We start from the raw sequence: 15175 nt of genomic DNA, 5'->3' as shown, positions 1-15175 counted from the left end.
ATTCTACCCGCTGCGTCCAGGCACCGGCGTGAGTCCGGGCTGTGGCGCAGCCGCGGCGGCCGTAAACTGGGCGCCGACCTACCCTCCATCGAAGACGCACCCATGAGCGGTTACTGCCTCATCGCCCCGGGCCACCCGGTGCACGGTCACTACCATGACCACGAATATGGCTTCCCGCAGCGCGACGAACGCGAGCTGTTCGAGCGCCTGCTGCTGGAAATCAACCAGGCCGGCCTGAGCTGGGAAACCACCCTGAAGAAGCGCGAGGGGTTTCGCGCGGCCTACAGCCAGTTCGACGTGGACACCGTGGCCGCATACGGCGAGCGCGATGTGGAACGGCTGCTCAACGACCCGGGCATCATCCGCAACCGGCTCAAGGTGCATGCGGCCATCCACAACGCGCAGGTGATCCAGCAACTGCGGGCCAGCCATGGAAGTTTCGCCGCGTGGCTGGACGCGCACCACCCGCGTGACAAGGCTGACTGGGTGAAGCTGTTCAAGAAGACGTTCCGCTTCACCGGCGGCGAGATCACCGGAGAGTTCCTGATGAGCCTGGGCTACCTGCCGGGGGCGCATGGCAAGGATTGCCCGGTGTACAAGCGGTTGGCGAAGTTGGCCCCTCCGTGGGCTGCAGGCGTACGGTGAAGCCGGACATCGCCTGGGCCGGTCAACGGCCGGCGCTACCGGGGTACGCCGCGCCTCAAACGCCCATATACCGCCCCGGCCGATGGTTGAACATCAACACCAGGCTCAGCACCACCGCGCCGATCGCCGAATACATCACCTTGTCCGGCGAAAGCACGAAGAATGCCACGCCCATCAGCAGCGTATCGAACGACATCTGCACCTTGCCGGCGCTCCAGCCACGAGTGCGCTGCAGGTACACCGCCAAGATGCCAATGCCGCCCAGGCTGGCGCGGTGGCGGATGTAGAACAGGATGCCCAGCCCGGCCACCGCGCCGCCCACCAGCGCTGAATACAGCGAGCTGATGTGGGCGAAATCGGCCCAGCGCGGCAGCAGGTCGGTCAGCACGCCGCAGGCGGTGACCGCTGCGAAGGTCTTCAGGGTGAATTCCCAGCCCATGCGCCGCACCGCCACCCAGTAGAACGGCAGGTTGACCAGCACGAACACCAGGCCGAAGTTCCAGCCGAACGCGTAGTGGGCCAGGAAGGCCAGCCCGGCCATGCCACCGATCATCAGCCCGCCCTTGGCGAAGATCGCCAGGCCCAGCGACGCCACCAGCGTGGCCAGGACCATGCCCTGTACGTCTTCGGCAACGGAATGGCGCAGCGCCTTCTCATCGGCCAGGGTACCGGCGCTGTCCGGCGGCGGGGTCAGCGGACCGGCGGTGACCAGATGGCCGTCAGCGTCGTCGCACGGCGCGGGGCCATGGGATTCAAGGGACATGGGGGTGGGGCCAGACACGTGGGGAGCGGTATTAGACACGATCGGCGTGACAGTTGCAGGTGAAATTGATTCAGCCCGCAAGGAATGCGCCGCGTGTCTGCCTAGCTCCCTCTCAGATGGTGGGCCACCAGCGCGTTGGCATGACCGTGTCCCAGGCCATGCTGGTCTTTCAGGTAGCCCACCAGCGCCATGTGCTTCAGCCCACCCTGGGTGGCCAACAGGGCCAGCCAGTGCCCGACCGGCTGCCCATAGGTCTTTTCGATGGAGGGGAAGTACGACGCAGGGCCTTTGACCGGGGGGTGTCGCTCATGACCGTTTCCTCGCAGATGGGTACATTCACTACGACGATGGGCAGGGCATGAAATCGACGTCCCGTCAGCGGGTGACCTGCTTCTGCCGCTCCGCGTTGTAGCGGTCGCCCACGATGGCGATACCGTCCAGCGCCGCGGAGATCTGCTGCTGATCGGTTTCGCGCAGGGTCAGCTCGACAGCCGCCAGGTTCTCGTCCAGCCGGTGCAGCCTGGTGGTACCGGGAATCGGCACGATCCAGGGCTTGCGCGCCAGCAGCCAGGCCAGTGCGACCTGGGCCGGCGTGGCCTGGCGCGCGGCGGCGATTGCGCCGATGGCATCCACCAGCGCCTGGTTGGCGCGGCGCGCCTCCACTGCAAAGCGCGGCAGGCTCGCGCGGAAGTCAGTGGGCGCGAACTCGGTATCGGCCGTGATCGCCCCGGTCAGGAAGCCACGCCCCAGCGGGCTGAACGGCACGAAGCCGATGCCCAGCTCTTCGAGCACCGGCAGCACGCTCTGCTCCGGCTCGCGCCACCACAACGAATACTCGCTCTGCAGCGCGGCCACCGGCTGCACCGCATGCGCGCGGCGGATACTGGCTTCGCCGGCTTCGGACAAGCCGAAATGCTTCACCTTGCCCTCGGCGATCAGGTCCTTGACGGTACCGGCGACGTCCTCGATCGGCACGTTCGGATCGACCCGGTGCTGGTAGAACAGGTCGATGCGGTCGGTCCTGAGGCGTTGCAGGCTGGCCTCGCAGACGGCACGGATGTTCTCCGGTCGGCTGTCCAGCCCCAGATCCCCGTTGGCCTCCTTGAACCCGAATTTGGTCGCAATGACGACCTGGTCCCGGTACGGCGCCAACGCCTGCCCAAGCAGTTCCTCATTGCGGAAGGGGCCGTAGACCTCGGCGGTGTCGAAGAAGGTCACACCGCGCTCCACTGCCGCATGCAGCAGCGCGACGCCGTCGCTCACATCGGGGGCGGTGCCATAGGCGTGGCTCAGGCCCATGCAGCCCAGCCCGAGCGCGGAAACGCGCAGGCCGCTGTTGCCAAGGGTTCGTGTCTGCATGGGGTGCTCCTTCCAGTGGGGTCCCCCACGATACGCCCGTTACCGCCGGAGATAGCACCGGCGCAGACGCTGGTGGTCATGAGCAGATTTCATCAATGGCGCCTGCCGCCGGCAGGCGCCATCTGCCCCCCTCAGCTTTCGGCCACGGTCCCGATCAGGGCGAACAGGAGCAGCAGGCCACCGGCGATGATCACCAGGATGTGCCAGACGTTGAACCGGTCCATGCGCCCCATGTCGACCCGCTCATCCTGGTGGTAGCGGCGTAGCAGGCTGTTGACCGGCAACAGCGGCACGAAGGTGAACAGCGCCAGCATCCAGCCGGCGTTGGGCAGGCGGCTGGCGAAGTTGAGCAGGAAGTAGGTCACCGCCAGCAGCCCCGGCGCGAAGGCCAGCTCCCGACGTCGGCTGCTGGCCGCGTCACTCAGTTCGCGGAAGCAGAAGAACGACCAGATCGGCGAGAACAGCGCGCGCGCCCAGGGCCACTGGTCGCCTCCGGTCTCCCGTTTGATCGCCTGCCAGTTCCGCCAGAACCAGTACAGCGGGTACAGCCCGAGCGTGGTGGGTGAGAGCAGCACCAGTTTCAGCGTGGAGGGCGAGTAGTACTCGGCCGCGCCGGAGATCGCCTGCGGCTGGAGACGCGTCTCTGGCAGCGCGCCGGGTAAAGCAGGTGGCATCGGAATGGTTGCCGGTGCGCGGTACGGATCATGCAATTCCATGTGCATTCTCTTCAGTGACAGTGCTACCGGCACGGTGCCGGCCCCTTGAAACACCACTTACAGCAAAGGCGCGCCGGCATTGCACCGTACGCGCCCTGGTTCCGCTTCCGCAGATTCAGCGGACTTCGGAAATCTCCACCCCGTCCAGGCCCTGCGACAGCGTGCGTGCATCACCGCCCTGGGAGAGCTTGATACGCAGGCGCACCTCGTTCTGCGAGTCGGCATACCGCAACGCGTCCTCGTAGCTGATCTCGCCGGCCTGGTAGAGCTCGAACAGGCTCTGGTCGAAGGTGCGCATGCCCAGCTGCACCGACTCCTTCATCACTTCCTTGAGCTTGTGGATCTCGCCATCGCGGATGTAATCCTGCACCAGCGGCGTGCCCAGCATGATTTCCATCGCCACCTTGCGCGACTTGCCATCCGGCGAAGGCACCAGCTGCTGGGCGACCACGCCCTTGAGGTTCAGCGACAGATCCATCAGCAGCTGGTTGCGGCGGTCTTCCGGGAAGAAGTTGATGATGCGGTCCATCGCCTGGTTGGCGTTGTTGGCATGCAGGGTACACAGCACCAGATGGCCGGTTTCGGCGAACGCGATGGCGTGGTCCATGCCTTCGCGGGTACGCACCTCGCCGATCATGATCACGTCGGGCGCCTGGCGCAGGGTGTTCTTCAGCGCCGCTTCCCAGCTGTCGGTGTCGATGCCCACTTCGCGCTGGGTGATGATGCAGCCTTCGTGCTTGTGCACGAATTCGATCGGGTCTTCGATGGTGATGATGTGCCCGGTCGAGTTCAGGTTGCGGTAGCCGATCATCGCGGCCAGCGAGGTCGACTTGCCGGTGCCGGTGGCGCCCACGAACAGGATGATGCCGCGCTTGGTCATCGCCAGTGTCTTGATGATCGGCGGCAGGCTCAGCTCTTCCACGGTGGGAATGCGCGTCTCGATCCGGCGCAGGACCATGCCGACCTGGTTGCGCTGGTAGAAACAGCTCACGCGGAAGCGGCCCACGCCGGACAGGCCGATGGCGAAGTTGCACTCGTGGGTTTTTTCGAATTCTTCGCGCTGCGACGGCGTCATCACGTTCAGCACCAGGTCGCGGCTCTGCTGCGGCGTGAGCGGCGTCTGGGTGATGGGCGAGATCTTGCCGTTGACCTTGATCGCCGGCGGCATGCCCGCGGTGATGAAAAGATCCGACGCCTTCTGGTGCGCCATCAGCTTGAGGAACGAGGTGAAGTCGATGGTGGTGCTGGTGGTGTTCATTGCGGTGGGCTCCGGATGCCTTGCCGAGGGCCGGCCAACGTTATGCCCAGCATCCTGCCGGGCACCCTGCGGGCCGTCGCTTCGCGACGTTGAGAACGGCTCCTGCCGTTCTCTTCGGCGCTGTCCTTACTCGAAGATGCGCTTGTCCTTGGCGTATTCCTTGGCCTGGTTGCGCGTGATCAGGCTGCGCTTGACCAGGTCCTGCAGATGCTGGTCGAGCGTCATCATGCCCATCTGCTGGCCGGTCTGGATCGCCGAGTACATCTGCGCCACCTTGTCCTCGCGGATCAGGTTGCGGATGGCCGGGGTGCCAACCATGATTTCCCACGCCGCGGTACGCCCGCCGCCCACTTTCTTCAGCAGCGCCTGCGAAATCACCGCACGCAGCGACTCGGACAGCATCGAGCGCACCATCGGTTTTTCGCCGGCGGGGAACACGTCGATGATGCGGTCGATGGTCTTGGCCGCCGAACTGGTGTGCAGGGTGCCAAACACCAGGTGGCCGGTTTCGGCCGCGGTCAGCGCCAGCCGGATGGTTTCCAGGTCGCGGAGTTCGCCCACCAGGATGATGTCCGGATCTTCACGCAGTGCCGAACGCAGCGCTTCATTGAAGCCGTGCGTGTCGCGGTGCACTTCGCGCTGGTTGATCAGGCACTTCTGCGAGGTGTGCACGAATTCGATCGGATCCTCGACAGTGAGGATGTGGCCGTATTCGTTCTTGTTGATGTAGTCGATCATCGCCGCCAGCGTGGTCGACTTGCCCGAACCGGTCGGGCCGGTCACCAGGATCAGGCCCTGCGGCTGGTCGATCAGCTCGCGGAAGATCGGCGGTGTGTTCAGGTCTTCCAGGCTCAGCACTTCGGACGGAATGGTACGGAACACCGCACCCGCGCCCCGGTTCTGGTTGAACGCGTTGACGCGGAAGCGCGCCAGGCTGGGAATCTCGAACGAGAAGTCGACTTCGAGGAATTCCTCGTAATCGCGACGCTGCTTGTCCGACATGATGTCGTAAACGAGCGCGTGCACCTGCTTGTGGTCCAAGGCAGGAATGTTGATGCGACGGACATCGCCGTCCACGCGGATCATCGGTGGCAGGCCTGCCGACAGATGAAGGTCCGACGCTTTGTTCTTCACGGAAAACGCCAACAGCTCGGCGATATCCATACGCTGCTACTCCCCATAGACTGCTGCGACTGGAAGGATCTTTCCCCGGTCGGCAGTATAGCCTCCCTGATCCACCGGGAAATCCCTTTCTAGAACCGCCCTTTCTAGAGCTGCCCCTGCCCCCTTGAGTGCCCTGCCCGTGACCGCGCTGCCCTTGTCCACCCTCCTGCTGAACCTGCACAACGCGGCCACGGCTGCCGGGCGGCCAACGCCCCGGCTGCTGGCGGTCTCCAAAACCCAGCCGGCCGACGCCGTGGCCGCAGTGGCCGCGCAGGGCCAACGCGCTTTTGGCGAAAACTACGTGCAGGAAGCAGTGGCCAAGATCGACGCGCTGGCCGCACTGGGGCTGGAGTGGCACCTGATCGGCCACCTGCAGTCCAACAAGGCCGACCTGGCCGCGCAGCGCTTCGACTGGGTGCAGAGCGTGGACCGGGCCAGGCTGGTCACCGCCCTTGCCGCGCACCGCCCGGCCGCGTTGCCGCCGTTGAACGTGCTGGTGCAGGTCAATATCGATGACGAAGACAGCAAGCACGGCTGCACACCAGAGGCTGTCCAGGCGCTGGCTGCCGCCATCGCCGCCGAACCGCGCCTGTGCCTGCGCGGGCTGATGGCCATCCCGGCGCCGTGGCCGGACGCGGATCGCCGTGCACGGGCCTTTGAACGCATGCACGCGCTGTTTGCCGACCTCGCCACCCGCTACCCGCAGGCCGATACCCTCTCGATGGGCATGAGCGGCGACTACCCCGAGGCCATCGCCCACGGCGCCACGATGGTCCGCGTCGGCACCGCCTTGTTTGGCGCACGCAACACGTAGAGCGGGGCTCTGCCCCGCTGCCACCCACCGGCCGGGCAGAGCCCGGCGCTACCCGGAGACCCCATGAGCAGCGATTCCATTACCTTCATCGGCGGCGGCAACATGGCACGCAGCCTGATCGCCGGCCTGGTCCGCCAGGGCACTGCCCCGGGCAACATCCACGTGGCAGAACCGGTTGCCGAGCTGCGCAGCCAGCTCACCACCGAGTTCGGGGTGAAGACCTACGCCAGCGCCACCGAAGCGGCCGCGCAGGGCACCGTATGGGTGCTGGCGGTGAAACCGCAGGTGCTGCGCGATGTCTGTGCGTCATTGGCCGACATCGCCCAGGCCCAGGCCCCGCTGGTGGTATCCATCGCCGCCGGCATCACCAGTGCGCAACTGCTGCGCTGGTTGGGCGGCGCTGGCGCGGTGGTGCGCGCCATGCCGAACACGCCGGCACTGCTGGGCGCAGGCGTGACCGGTCTGTTTGCCACCGCAGGCGTCAGCGCCGAACAGCGCACCCAGGCCGACACCGTGCTGGCCAGCGCCGGGCGCACGGTATGGATCGAGGATGAAGCGCGCATGGATGCGGTCACCGCCGTCTCCGGCAGTGGCCCGGCGTACGTTTTCCTGCTTGCCGAGGCCATGGAAGCGGCGGGAATCGCGCAGGGCCTGCCGGCCGACGCCGCGCGCACGCTGGTGGTGCAGACCCTGCTGGGCGCCAGTCGCATGCTCGAAGAGTCGGGCGAGGCCCCCGCTGAGCTGCGGCGCCGGGTAACCTCGCCGAACGGCACCACGCAGGCGGCGATCGAGAGCTTCCAGGGCGAAGATTTCGAGGCGATCGTGGGGCGCGCCATCGATGCCGCGACGCGGCGTGGCAAGGCGTTGTCGGCGGCGAACGATTGAGTCGGGTGGGTTCAGCCACGCCCTGCGTGGCTGCCGTTCGCGCGGTGCATCACCCCCACCGCTGTGGGCCATCGCCCTGCTCGCCCAACGCGTCGCCCGGGTTCGCCAACCGGCAGCGCTTCAACGACAGGCAACCGCAGCCGATGCAATCGGTGAGCTGGTCGCGCAGCAGCAGCAGTTCCTCGATGCGCTGGTCCAGCTCGCCGCGCCACAGCGCCGACATCTTCGCCCACTCGACGCGGGTCGGCGTCTTGTTCTCCGGCAGCGCGGCAAACGCATTGGCCACGGCTTCCAGCGGCATGCCGACCCGCTGCGCGACCCGGATCACCGCCAGTCGGCGCAGCACGTCACGGCTGAAACGGCGCTGGTTGCCCGCCGTGCGCAGGCTGCGGATCAACCCCTTGCGCTCATAGAAGTGCAGCGCCGATACCGCCACGCCGCTGCGACGTGCCACGTCGCCTACACTCAGTTCCTGCGCGATCACTGCTTGACCTAAACAATGGTTAAGGTCTCATCCTGCGACACCTCGCGGCGCGCCGCAAGCGCCTCGCTTCTTCCTTGCCTGGAACCCGCATGTCTTTCGATGTAGCTGCACTGCCCGCCGATGCACCGGCGTCGATCCTCTCGGCGCGTTACCGCGCCACCACCATCGGCATGGTCGCCCTGGTCTCGCTGCACGCCTTTGAAGCGCTGGCCGTGGCGGCGGCCATGCCCACCGTCGCGCGTGAGCTGGATGGCCTGCGCCTGTATGCGCTGGCGTTCGGCGGCACGCTGGCCACCAGCGTGATCGGCATGACACTGGCCGGCCGCTGGAGCGACCGGCTGGGCCCGGCGCGTCCGTTGTGGCTGGGCCTGTGCTGCTTCATTGCCGGCCTGCTGGTGGCCGGCCTGGCCCAGCACATGCCGGTGCTGGTGATCGGCAGGCTGCTGCAGGGCTTGGGCGCGGGCGCGATTTCGGTGGCGCTGTACGTGCTGGTCGGGCGCACGTTTCCCGAATCGCTGCGCCCCCGTGTGTTTGCCGCGTTCTCCGCCGGCTGGGTGGTGCCCTCGCTGATCGGCCCGGCCATCAGCGGCCTGATCGTGCAGCATGCCGGTTGGCGCTGGGTGTTCCTCGGCGTTCCGCTGTTGGCCATTCCGGCCGCGCTGCTGCTGCGCCCGGCGTTGCGGGCGGTGCCGCCGCTGGCGGTTTCCTCCGGTTCGGGCGGTACCGTCGTGCGCTGGGCCATGGGTGCGTCACTGGGCGCGCTGTTGCTGTACGTCGGCGGCCAGCAGGCAGGCTGGCCGGCGCTGGCGGTGCTGTTGCCGGCGGTGGCACTGCTGGCGCTGTGCAGCTGGAAGCTGCTTCCGCACGGCACCCTGCGCCTGCGGCGTGGCTTGCCCAGCGTGATTGCACTGCGCGGCATCGCGGCGTCGGCGTTCTTCGGCTGCGAAGCCTTCCTGCCGTTGTTGCTGCAGCGTGAGCGTGGCCTGAGCCCGCTGCTGGCCGGCGTGGCATTGAGCCTGGGCGCGCTGGGCTGGTTCAGGGGGTCGTGGTTCCAGGGTCATGGCGGCCAGGGGCTGTCGCGTCGCCAGCTGCTCACCGCCGGCGCGCTGCTGATGTGCACCGGCATCATCGGAACCGCGCTGGCGATCCAGCCGGGCGTGCCGCTGGCACTGGCGCTGGGCGGCTGGACGCTGACCGGGCTGGGAATGGGCTTGATCTACCCCAGTCTGTCGGTGCTGACCCTGTCGTTGTCGCCGCCGGCGCAGCAGGGCGCGAACACCTCGGCGCTGCAGCTCAGCGAGGCGCTGGGCGTGGCCACCACGCTGGCCGTTTCCGGTTCGCTGTTTGCGCTGATGCTGTCGGTGGACGTGACGCTGGGCTACCTGCAGACGTTTGCGATCATGTTGCTGCTGGCGGCCGCGAGCGTGGTGGTGGCGCGGCGGGTGTAGAGCCACGCCCTGCGTGGCTGCGGTGCCAGCACCGCGTGCAGCGGGGCAGAGCCCCGCTCTACGGGGTTTTCGCCTCCGCCTGCTCCAGGTCCTCGCGCAGGATCCTGCGGATCTCCAGCACCGCCTGCGGGGTCTCCTGCACGCTGTGCCCGGAGATGATCACTTTTTCCGACACCGCGCCGGGCAGGTGTGCGCTCCAATAAGGTACCAGGCCATCGTCGGACTGCTCCAACGGCACGTTGGCTTTGCGCTGGGCGATGATCGAGTGGTACTTCAGCCCAGGCATGATCGGCAGGGCGGAAGACGCCTTGACGAACGGGTCGCTGGCCTTGAGGTTGTCGATGCTGTTGGGAATCTGCAGCTTGGTGGCCTGCGCCGACTGCACTTCCGATTGCTGCAGGGTCTGGAACACATCCTCGAACTTGCCCAGGATCGTGATCGGCAGGCGCACCAGGCGGCCGATGAAGCGCCCTACCCGGTTGCCGGCGATATCGGTGCCCTTGTGCGGGGCGGCGATGAAGATCGCGCGCTCCACGTTCGGTTCCGCATCAAAGTGCAGCAGCGGCCCAAGCTTGGCCTGGACCCGCTTGAGCCGCTCGCCCTTGAGATCGTAGTTGGCAAGGAGCTGGTTCCATAACGTATCGCCGGAACTGGTGACCAGCAGGCGGGCCAGCACGCCGCCCATGCTGTGGCCGATGAACACCATGTCCTTCGAGGCCCGCGACGTTCCCTTCGGATCAAAATGCCTGAGCGTGTTGTCGAATGCCTGGTCGATCTCGTAGCGGTTCAGTGCGATCGGCGCATTGGTCGGGTAATACACCTGCCATACCTGGAAGTGCCTGCGCAGCTCGGGGTCGCCCAGGATCTCGTTGGCCACGTTCACCCATGCCTCCGGGCTGCTGCCCAGCCCATGCAGCATGAAGATGATGCGGCGGTTCGGGTCCCACGGCTGCATCAGGTACATGTGCGGCTCGGCAATGCCTTCGCTCAACCCGAACAGCGTGCGCAGCGATTGCCTGGCAAACCCGGACTGGGCCAGCCACATGCCGTAGGCGGCGGTGAAGTTGCCGGCCAGCGGCACCTTCCCGCCATGCAGGTCCACGCTTTCGGTGGATTCGGGCGAATACACATCGAACAGCACCTGGGTGGTGTCCAGCACCTGCTGCAGGGTGTCGCCCTTGAAGCGCAGCAACGCGGTGGCATTGATCGCCGACATCTCGCTGTACTGCGGAATCTCAGCCTTTTCACCGTCCGGCGGCGCGATCAACCGGGGCGGGTCCATCACCACCACCAGCTCGGCACCGAAGCCGTCGCGGCGGTACGTGCTGCGCAGGCCGGCGAAACTCACCGACGACGCCGACACCATCGTGGTGGGAATGCTGCTCAGGCGCAGTTCGTCGAAATCGGAGGTCAGCGTCCAGCGCTCACCGGCCACCGCGGCGTTGTAGTCCTCCCCTTCCAGCGCGCTTTCGCGGCTGCGCTTGAACACCACCGTGGCGGTCTGCTCGGCGGCGTAGTTGTAGTAATCACGCACCTGGGTCTGGCGGTCCTCGAAGGCCCGGTCAGAGGGCGTGCGGCCGCTGAAGAACAGGTACGCATACGCATACCGCGCCACTTCCAGCCAGGCATCCAGCGCCGCGTCGGACATCGGCGTCTTCTCGCGGTCCTTCGGCTTGGGGGTGAGCGCCAGTGCGTTCTTCACCCACAGCTCGGACAGCGCCGACAGGCGCTGCTCCTCGGGCAGGTCACGGGTGTCTTTAAGGGTCTTTTCGCACGCGACTACATCCTTCTCGCACAGCGATACGTCCAGCCCGATCACGCTCAGCGTTTCCTGCGAGGCCATGCTGAACTTGCCCGAGGTGAGCACGTCGCCACGCTTGCTGGCCAGGTAGTCGGTGGGCGAGACCTGCTTCATGGTGACCATGGCGCAGCCGCTGGACAGCAGCAGCGACAGCACCACCGCCAACAGCGACGCGCTCCGCCAGATCAACCGGCTCACGGCTGCGCCTCCGCGTCGATACCAGGCACGCCTGCGCGGATCAGCTGCGAGAAGCGCGGATCATCGCCGGCGGCACGCGCGCGATCGGTGATGCGTCCGCGCGCCTTGAGCGTGGCGAAGTCCACGCCCGGCGTGAGTACGCCCAAGTCACGCGCGTATTCGGCGAAGTACCCCGAGGCGAGCAGCCGGTAATCCAACGGCAGCCCCGGCGCGATCTGCCTGGCCAGCTCATACACGATGGTGGTGCAGTTGCTGGTCAGCGTGTTGTAGAACGCCGGTGCGGCGTCCAGCTTGCGTGCTTCGCCCAGGTAGGACACGAACAGCCCCTTGAGCTGCTCGCGGGTCATGCCCTTCAGCCGATACAGGTACACATCCTCGCCGCGCACATTGCTGCGCACCCGCACGATGTCGCTTTCCTCGGCCGCCACCAGGGTCATCTCGAACTTGCGGAAGAACCCCCCCAGTGCCGAGAACGATTCACCGCGCTCCTTGCGGATCTCCAGCGAGAACACCAGCTGGCGGCCGTCGGCGAAACCGAACGACACCAGCGTGTGCGCGATCATCGGCCCCATCCAGTACGACAGCACCAGGTCGGCCGAGCGCAGCTGGTCCAGGTCGTATTCGCGGCGCTCCCAGCGCACGTCGTGGTCCTCATCGGTGCGCCAGCTGAAGTTGCGCACGTTGTCGAGCACCACCTTGGAGCCGTCGAATTCCAGGACCTTCAGCCGCTGGGCGACATCATCGGCCCAGACCCGGTCCTGGCGCGGGCTGAGCAACAGCCACCAGACGCCGCACACCACCAGCGCGGCCACGAACAACGGACCCGGCCAACGCCCGGCACGGGCGCGCCCGACAGCCACGGCAGTGGTCAACGCGAATGCGCCCCACCCCACCAGCACCACGCCCTTCAACCAACCCGGCCCGGGAAGTTGATACGCCAGCAGCCCGGCTACCCACAGCGCCGCGACCAGCATCAATACGGCCAGCCCCCATCGTCCTGCTGTCTTCACACATCGTTCCGTCGGTTGGTCTGGGCGTTAGTTAGCCATAACTGCAGTATGGGGGACATGTTCCTCCGTTCAGGTTCCCCTGTTCAGGGTCAATCAGCGGCGCGGCGCGCCCACCTTCTGCCAGGGCGCCATGCCCTTGCGGGCGCGCGGCAGGGCGCGGCGCAGCGGCAACCGCCGCGGCATCGGAATGCCGCCCCCGGGGGCGGCGGTATCGTCCCGGCGCAGGTCCTCGGCGCGTTCGCCCACCAACAGGGCCGCCATTTCCTCCAGGCCGTTGCGCACCGCCCGGGCGGCTGTCTGCAGGGTGTTCATGGCGTGTCTCCAGTTGCGGCGTGGGGACGGTCCACGTTAATGCCGGCCGCGCCTACGACCCGTGCAGGGGATGTGGCAAAAGGATGAAAACCGGAAGTTGCGGCTTGCACCTGAGATTCATTTGCGTTCGCATCCTCATCTGCTGATAATCCGGGCCCTTAGTTCCCGGGATCCTTGCCATGTCTGCCCTGTTGCGCCGTTCGCCCTTGCTGCTGCTGGTTCCCACCCTGCTGGCCGCGGCCCAGGCCCAGGCCCAGGACGCCGGCACAGCCCGCACCCTGGACGCGGTCAGCGTGGTCGCCGACCGCGCCAGCACCGCGACCAAGACCGATACCCCGCTCACCCAGACCCCGCAGGCGATCAGCGTGGTCACCAGCGAGCTGTTCACCGACCGCGGCGCGCGCAACCTGCAGGAAACCCTGCGCTACAGCGCTGGCGTCACCGCCGATGCCTACGGCCTGGATACCCGCAGCGACGGCAGCACCGTGCGCGGCCTGGACCCGGTGCAGTATGTGGATGGCCTGCGCCGCAGCTATGGCTTCAGCCCGCTTGCGCGCACCGAGATCTACGGCCTGGAGCGGGTGGAAGTACTGCGCGGCCCGTCGTCGGTGCTGTACGGCGCCGGTGCCACCGGCGGCATTATCAACGCCATGACCAAGCGCCCCACCTACACCGGGATCGGCGGTGAAGTCGGCGTCCAGCTGGGCAGCTTCGACCGCAAGCAGTTCCAGGGGGACGTGGGCGGTACCTTGAATGACGCCGGCACCGTGGCCGGCCGCGTGGTCGGCCTGGTCCGCGATGGCGGCATGCAGATCGACGAAATCGATGACGACCGGATCTACATCGCGCCCTCGCTCAGCTGGCGCGGCGAGCGTAGCAACCTCACCGTGCTCACCAGCTACCAGCACGACAGGACCGCTTCCAGCCAGCAGTTCCTGCCGGTGGTGGCTACCCTCAACGCCCCGGCCGGCCGCCCGCGTCTGGACCCGTCCACGTTCCTTGGCGACAAGGACTTCGACAAGCTCGATTCACGCGTGTACAGCGTGACCGCGCTGTTCGACCACCGCTTCAACGACAGCGTGAGCCTGCGCTCGTCGGTGCGCTACCTGGACGGCAAGACCGAGTTCCGCGAGCTGTACCCGGACGCCTACAGCAATCCACTGGACCCGTTCATCGACGCCGACAAGCGCGTGCTCAACCGCAACGCCTACGGCGTGCGCCCGGACGTGCGGTCGCTGACCAGCGACAACGCGCTGCAGTTCGACTTCGCCACCGGCGCGTTCCAGCACCTGCTGCTGGCCGGCGTGGACTACAGCGACTACCGGGAAGAGGCACTGCAACTGAATGCCACCCCGACCCCCATCGATATCTACACCCCGGTGTCCGCCGGCGCGACCATCAACGGCTGGGACCGCCTGCCTGACCAGCAGACCACCCAGCTGGGCGTGTACCTGCAGGACCAGATCCGCTGGGCCGACCGCGTCTCGCTGGTGCTCGGCGCGCGCCGCGACCACGCGCGCAGCAAGACCGAAGGCCTGCCCAGCCAGACCGACAACGCCACCACTTGGCGCGCCGGCCTGATCGGCGAAATCGGCGCTGGCGTGTCGCCGTACATCAGTTACAGCGAATCGTTCCTGCCGGTCACCGGCCAGGACATCTACGGCCATGCGTTCAAGCCGATGCAGGGCGACCAGTGGGAGGGCGGCGTGAAGTGGCAGCCTGCTGCGAACATGCTGGTCACCGCCGCGGTGTACCGCATCACCGAAACCAATCGCCAGACCAATGATCCGGAAAATCCGCTCAACGTCGTGCAGACCGGTGAGATCGAGTCGAAGGGCGTCGAGCTGGAAGGCCAGTTCACCTTCGCCCATGACCTCACCCTCACCGCCGCCTACTCGCGCAACCGTGCCAAGGTGACCAAGAGCAACTTCGAGATGGAAGTGAACCAGCGCCTCAACGACACCCCGCAGGAGCTTTCCTCGCTGTGGCTGGCCAAGGGCTTCCAGATCGACGACGTCTCGCGCCTGCGCGTGGGCGTGGGTGGCCGTTACGTCGGCAACACCCAATCGCTGGGCTTCGGCGGTTTCATCCGCACGCCGAGCTACACCCTGGTCGATGCGCTGGCCGAGATCCAGGTGACCGACTGGACCATGGCATTGAACATCACCAACCTCTCGGACAAGAAGTACTTCGCGCCGTGCCGCAACTTCGGCGACTGCTTCACCGGCAACCCGCGCACGGTGACCGGCACCATCAGCTACCGTTTCTGATCGTCAGCCGGGCTCTGCCCGGCAAGCTTTCTCCAGCCGCCGCCAGAG

Annotated in this window: 15 protein-coding genes; 5 read left to right on the top strand and 10 right to left on the bottom strand. The window is 66.7% G+C overall.

Annotated features, from left to right (window positions below):
• The first annotated feature begins 102 nt into the window (after positions 1–102).
• Positions 103–645 (top strand): DNA-3-methyladenine glycosylase I, encoded by a 543-nt coding sequence (locus J7J08_RS00820; protein WP_214900600.1) that lies wholly within the window; start codon positions 103–105, stop codon positions 643–645.
• 55 nt (positions 646–700) lie between these two features.
• Here the strand turns inward: J7J08_RS00820 and J7J08_RS00815 are convergent, their stop codons facing one another.
• From J7J08_RS00815 to J7J08_RS00790, 6 genes are all read right to left on the bottom strand, one after another.
• Entirely contained in the window at positions 701–1408 is a 708-nt protein-coding gene (locus J7J08_RS00815) for a YitT family protein (RefSeq protein ID WP_214900599.1), read from the bottom strand.
• A 101-nt stretch (positions 1409–1509) separates the two neighbouring features.
• Entirely contained in the window at positions 1510–1734 is a 225-nt protein-coding gene (locus J7J08_RS00810; protein ID WP_214901546.1) for a DUF4287 domain-containing protein, read from the bottom strand.
• Positions 1735–1783: 49 nt separating this feature from the next.
• Entirely contained in the window at positions 1784–2767 is a 984-nt protein-coding gene (locus J7J08_RS00805; protein WP_214900598.1) for an aldo/keto reductase, read from the bottom strand.
• A gap of 131 nt (positions 2768–2898) precedes the next feature.
• A complete protein-coding gene (locus J7J08_RS00800) occupies positions 2899–3483 on the bottom strand; it encodes a hypothetical protein (RefSeq protein ID WP_214900597.1) in 585 nt (194 codons plus the stop codon).
• Between the two features lie 115 nt (positions 3484–3598).
• Positions 3599–4741: a PilT/PilU family type 4a pilus ATPase gene (locus J7J08_RS00795; RefSeq protein WP_214900596.1), complete on the bottom strand. Its 1143-nt coding sequence runs from the start codon at positions 4739–4741 to the stop codon at positions 3599–3601.
• A 126-nt stretch (positions 4742–4867) separates the two neighbouring features.
• Positions 4868–5905, bottom strand: coding sequence for a type IV pilus twitching motility protein PilT (locus J7J08_RS00790; RefSeq protein ID WP_214900595.1), 1038 nt, complete (start codon positions 5903–5905; stop codon positions 4868–4870).
• Between the two features lie 154 nt (positions 5906–6059).
• Here J7J08_RS00790 and J7J08_RS00785 point away from each other — a divergent pair, with 154 nt between their 5' ends.
• Together J7J08_RS00785 and proC are read left to right on the top strand one after the other, a co-directional pair.
• Entirely contained in the window at positions 6060–6719 is a 660-nt protein-coding gene (locus J7J08_RS00785; protein WP_251006367.1) for a YggS family pyridoxal phosphate-dependent enzyme, read from the top strand.
• 63 nt (positions 6720–6782) lie between these two features.
• Positions 6783–7604: a pyrroline-5-carboxylate reductase gene (gene proC, locus J7J08_RS00780; protein ID WP_214900594.1), complete on the top strand. Its 822-nt coding sequence runs from the start codon at positions 6783–6785 to the stop codon at positions 7602–7604.
• Between the two features lie 49 nt (positions 7605–7653).
• On the opposite strand, the gene soxR is transcribed toward proC, so the two are convergent.
• Positions 7654–8088 (bottom strand): redox-sensitive transcriptional activator SoxR, encoded by a 435-nt coding sequence (gene soxR, locus J7J08_RS00775; protein ID WP_214900593.1) that lies wholly within the window; start codon positions 8086–8088, stop codon positions 7654–7656.
• Between the two features lie 89 nt (positions 8089–8177).
• Here soxR and J7J08_RS00770 point away from each other — a divergent pair, with 89 nt between their 5' ends.
• Entirely contained in the window at positions 8178–9536 is a 1359-nt protein-coding gene (locus J7J08_RS00770) for an MFS transporter (protein WP_214900591.1), read from the top strand.
• A 58-nt stretch (positions 9537–9594) separates the two neighbouring features.
• On the opposite strand, the gene J7J08_RS00765 is transcribed toward J7J08_RS00770, so the two are convergent.
• The 3 genes from J7J08_RS00765 to J7J08_RS00755 all read right to left on the bottom strand — a co-directional run bounded on the left by J7J08_RS00765 (position 9595) and on the right by J7J08_RS00755 (position 12857).
• Positions 9595–11535: an alpha/beta fold hydrolase gene (locus tag J7J08_RS00765; protein WP_214900589.1), complete on the bottom strand. Its 1941-nt coding sequence runs from the start codon at positions 11533–11535 to the stop codon at positions 9595–9597.
• Positions 11532–12509 carry a DUF4105 domain-containing protein gene (locus tag J7J08_RS00760; RefSeq protein WP_214901542.1) on the bottom strand — a complete coding sequence of 326 codons (978 nt, stop codon included), beginning with the start codon at positions 12507–12509 and terminating at the stop codon, positions 11532–11534. The genes J7J08_RS00765 and J7J08_RS00760 overlap by 4 nt, the downstream gene beginning before the upstream one ends.
• Before the next feature lie 129 nt (positions 12510–12638).
• Complete coding sequence (locus J7J08_RS00755) at positions 12639–12857, bottom strand: hypothetical protein (RefSeq protein WP_214901621.1); 219 nt, start codon at positions 12855–12857, stop codon at positions 12639–12641.
• Positions 12858–13036: 179 nt separating this feature from the next.
• Between J7J08_RS00755 and J7J08_RS00750 the strand changes: the two genes are divergently transcribed.
• Complete coding sequence (locus J7J08_RS00750) at positions 13037–15127, top strand: TonB-dependent siderophore receptor (protein WP_214900587.1); 2091 nt, start codon at positions 13037–13039, stop codon at positions 15125–15127.
• The last annotated feature ends 48 nt before the right edge of the window (positions 15128–15175 follow it).

Origin of the sequence: Stenotrophomonas sp. ISL-67 (assembly GCF_018612915.1) — a bacterium.
Taxonomy (GTDB): domain Bacteria; phylum Pseudomonadota; class Gammaproteobacteria; order Xanthomonadales; family Xanthomonadaceae; genus Stenotrophomonas.
This window is presented reverse-complemented; position numbering and strand designations above follow the sequence as displayed.

What these genes read in the sequence shown, in the direction of transcription:
- J7J08_RS00820 (WP_214900600.1), top strand. Translation starts at nt 103, where the DNA reads ATGAGCGGTTACTGCCTCATCGCCCCGGGCCACCCGGTGCACGGTCAC.
- J7J08_RS00790 (WP_214900595.1), bottom strand. Translation starts at nt 5,905, where the DNA reads ATGGATATCGCCGAGCTGTTGGCGTTTTCCGTGAAGAACAAAGCGTCG.
- J7J08_RS00750 (WP_214900587.1), top strand. Translation starts at nt 13,037, where the DNA reads ATGTCTGCCCTGTTGCGCCGTTCGCCCTTGCTGCTGCTGGTTCCCACC.
- J7J08_RS00760 (WP_214901542.1), bottom strand. Translation starts at nt 12,509, where the DNA reads ATGCTGGTCGCGGCGCTGTGGGTAGCCGGGCTGCTGGCGTATCAACTT.
- J7J08_RS00815 (WP_214900599.1), bottom strand. Translation starts at nt 1,408, where the DNA reads ATGTCCCTTGAATCCCATGGCCCCGCGCCGTGCGACGACGCTGACGGC.
- J7J08_RS00800 (WP_214900597.1), bottom strand. Translation starts at nt 3,483, where the DNA reads ATGGAATTGCATGATCCGTACCGCGCACCGGCAACCATTCCGATGCCA.
- J7J08_RS00805 (WP_214900598.1), bottom strand. Translation starts at nt 2,767, where the DNA reads ATGCAGACACGAACCCTTGGCAACAGCGGCCTGCGCGTTTCCGCGCTC.
- J7J08_RS00770 (WP_214900591.1), top strand. Translation starts at nt 8,178, where the DNA reads ATGTCTTTCGATGTAGCTGCACTGCCCGCCGATGCACCGGCGTCGATC.
- J7J08_RS00755 (WP_214901621.1), bottom strand. Translation starts at nt 12,857, where the DNA reads ATGAACACCCTGCAGACAGCCGCCCGGGCGGTGCGCAACGGCCTGGAG.
- proC (WP_214900594.1), top strand. Translation starts at nt 6,783, where the DNA reads ATGAGCAGCGATTCCATTACCTTCATCGGCGGCGGCAACATGGCACGC.
- J7J08_RS00795 (WP_214900596.1), bottom strand. Translation starts at nt 4,741, where the DNA reads ATGAACACCACCAGCACCACCATCGACTTCACCTCGTTCCTCAAGCTG.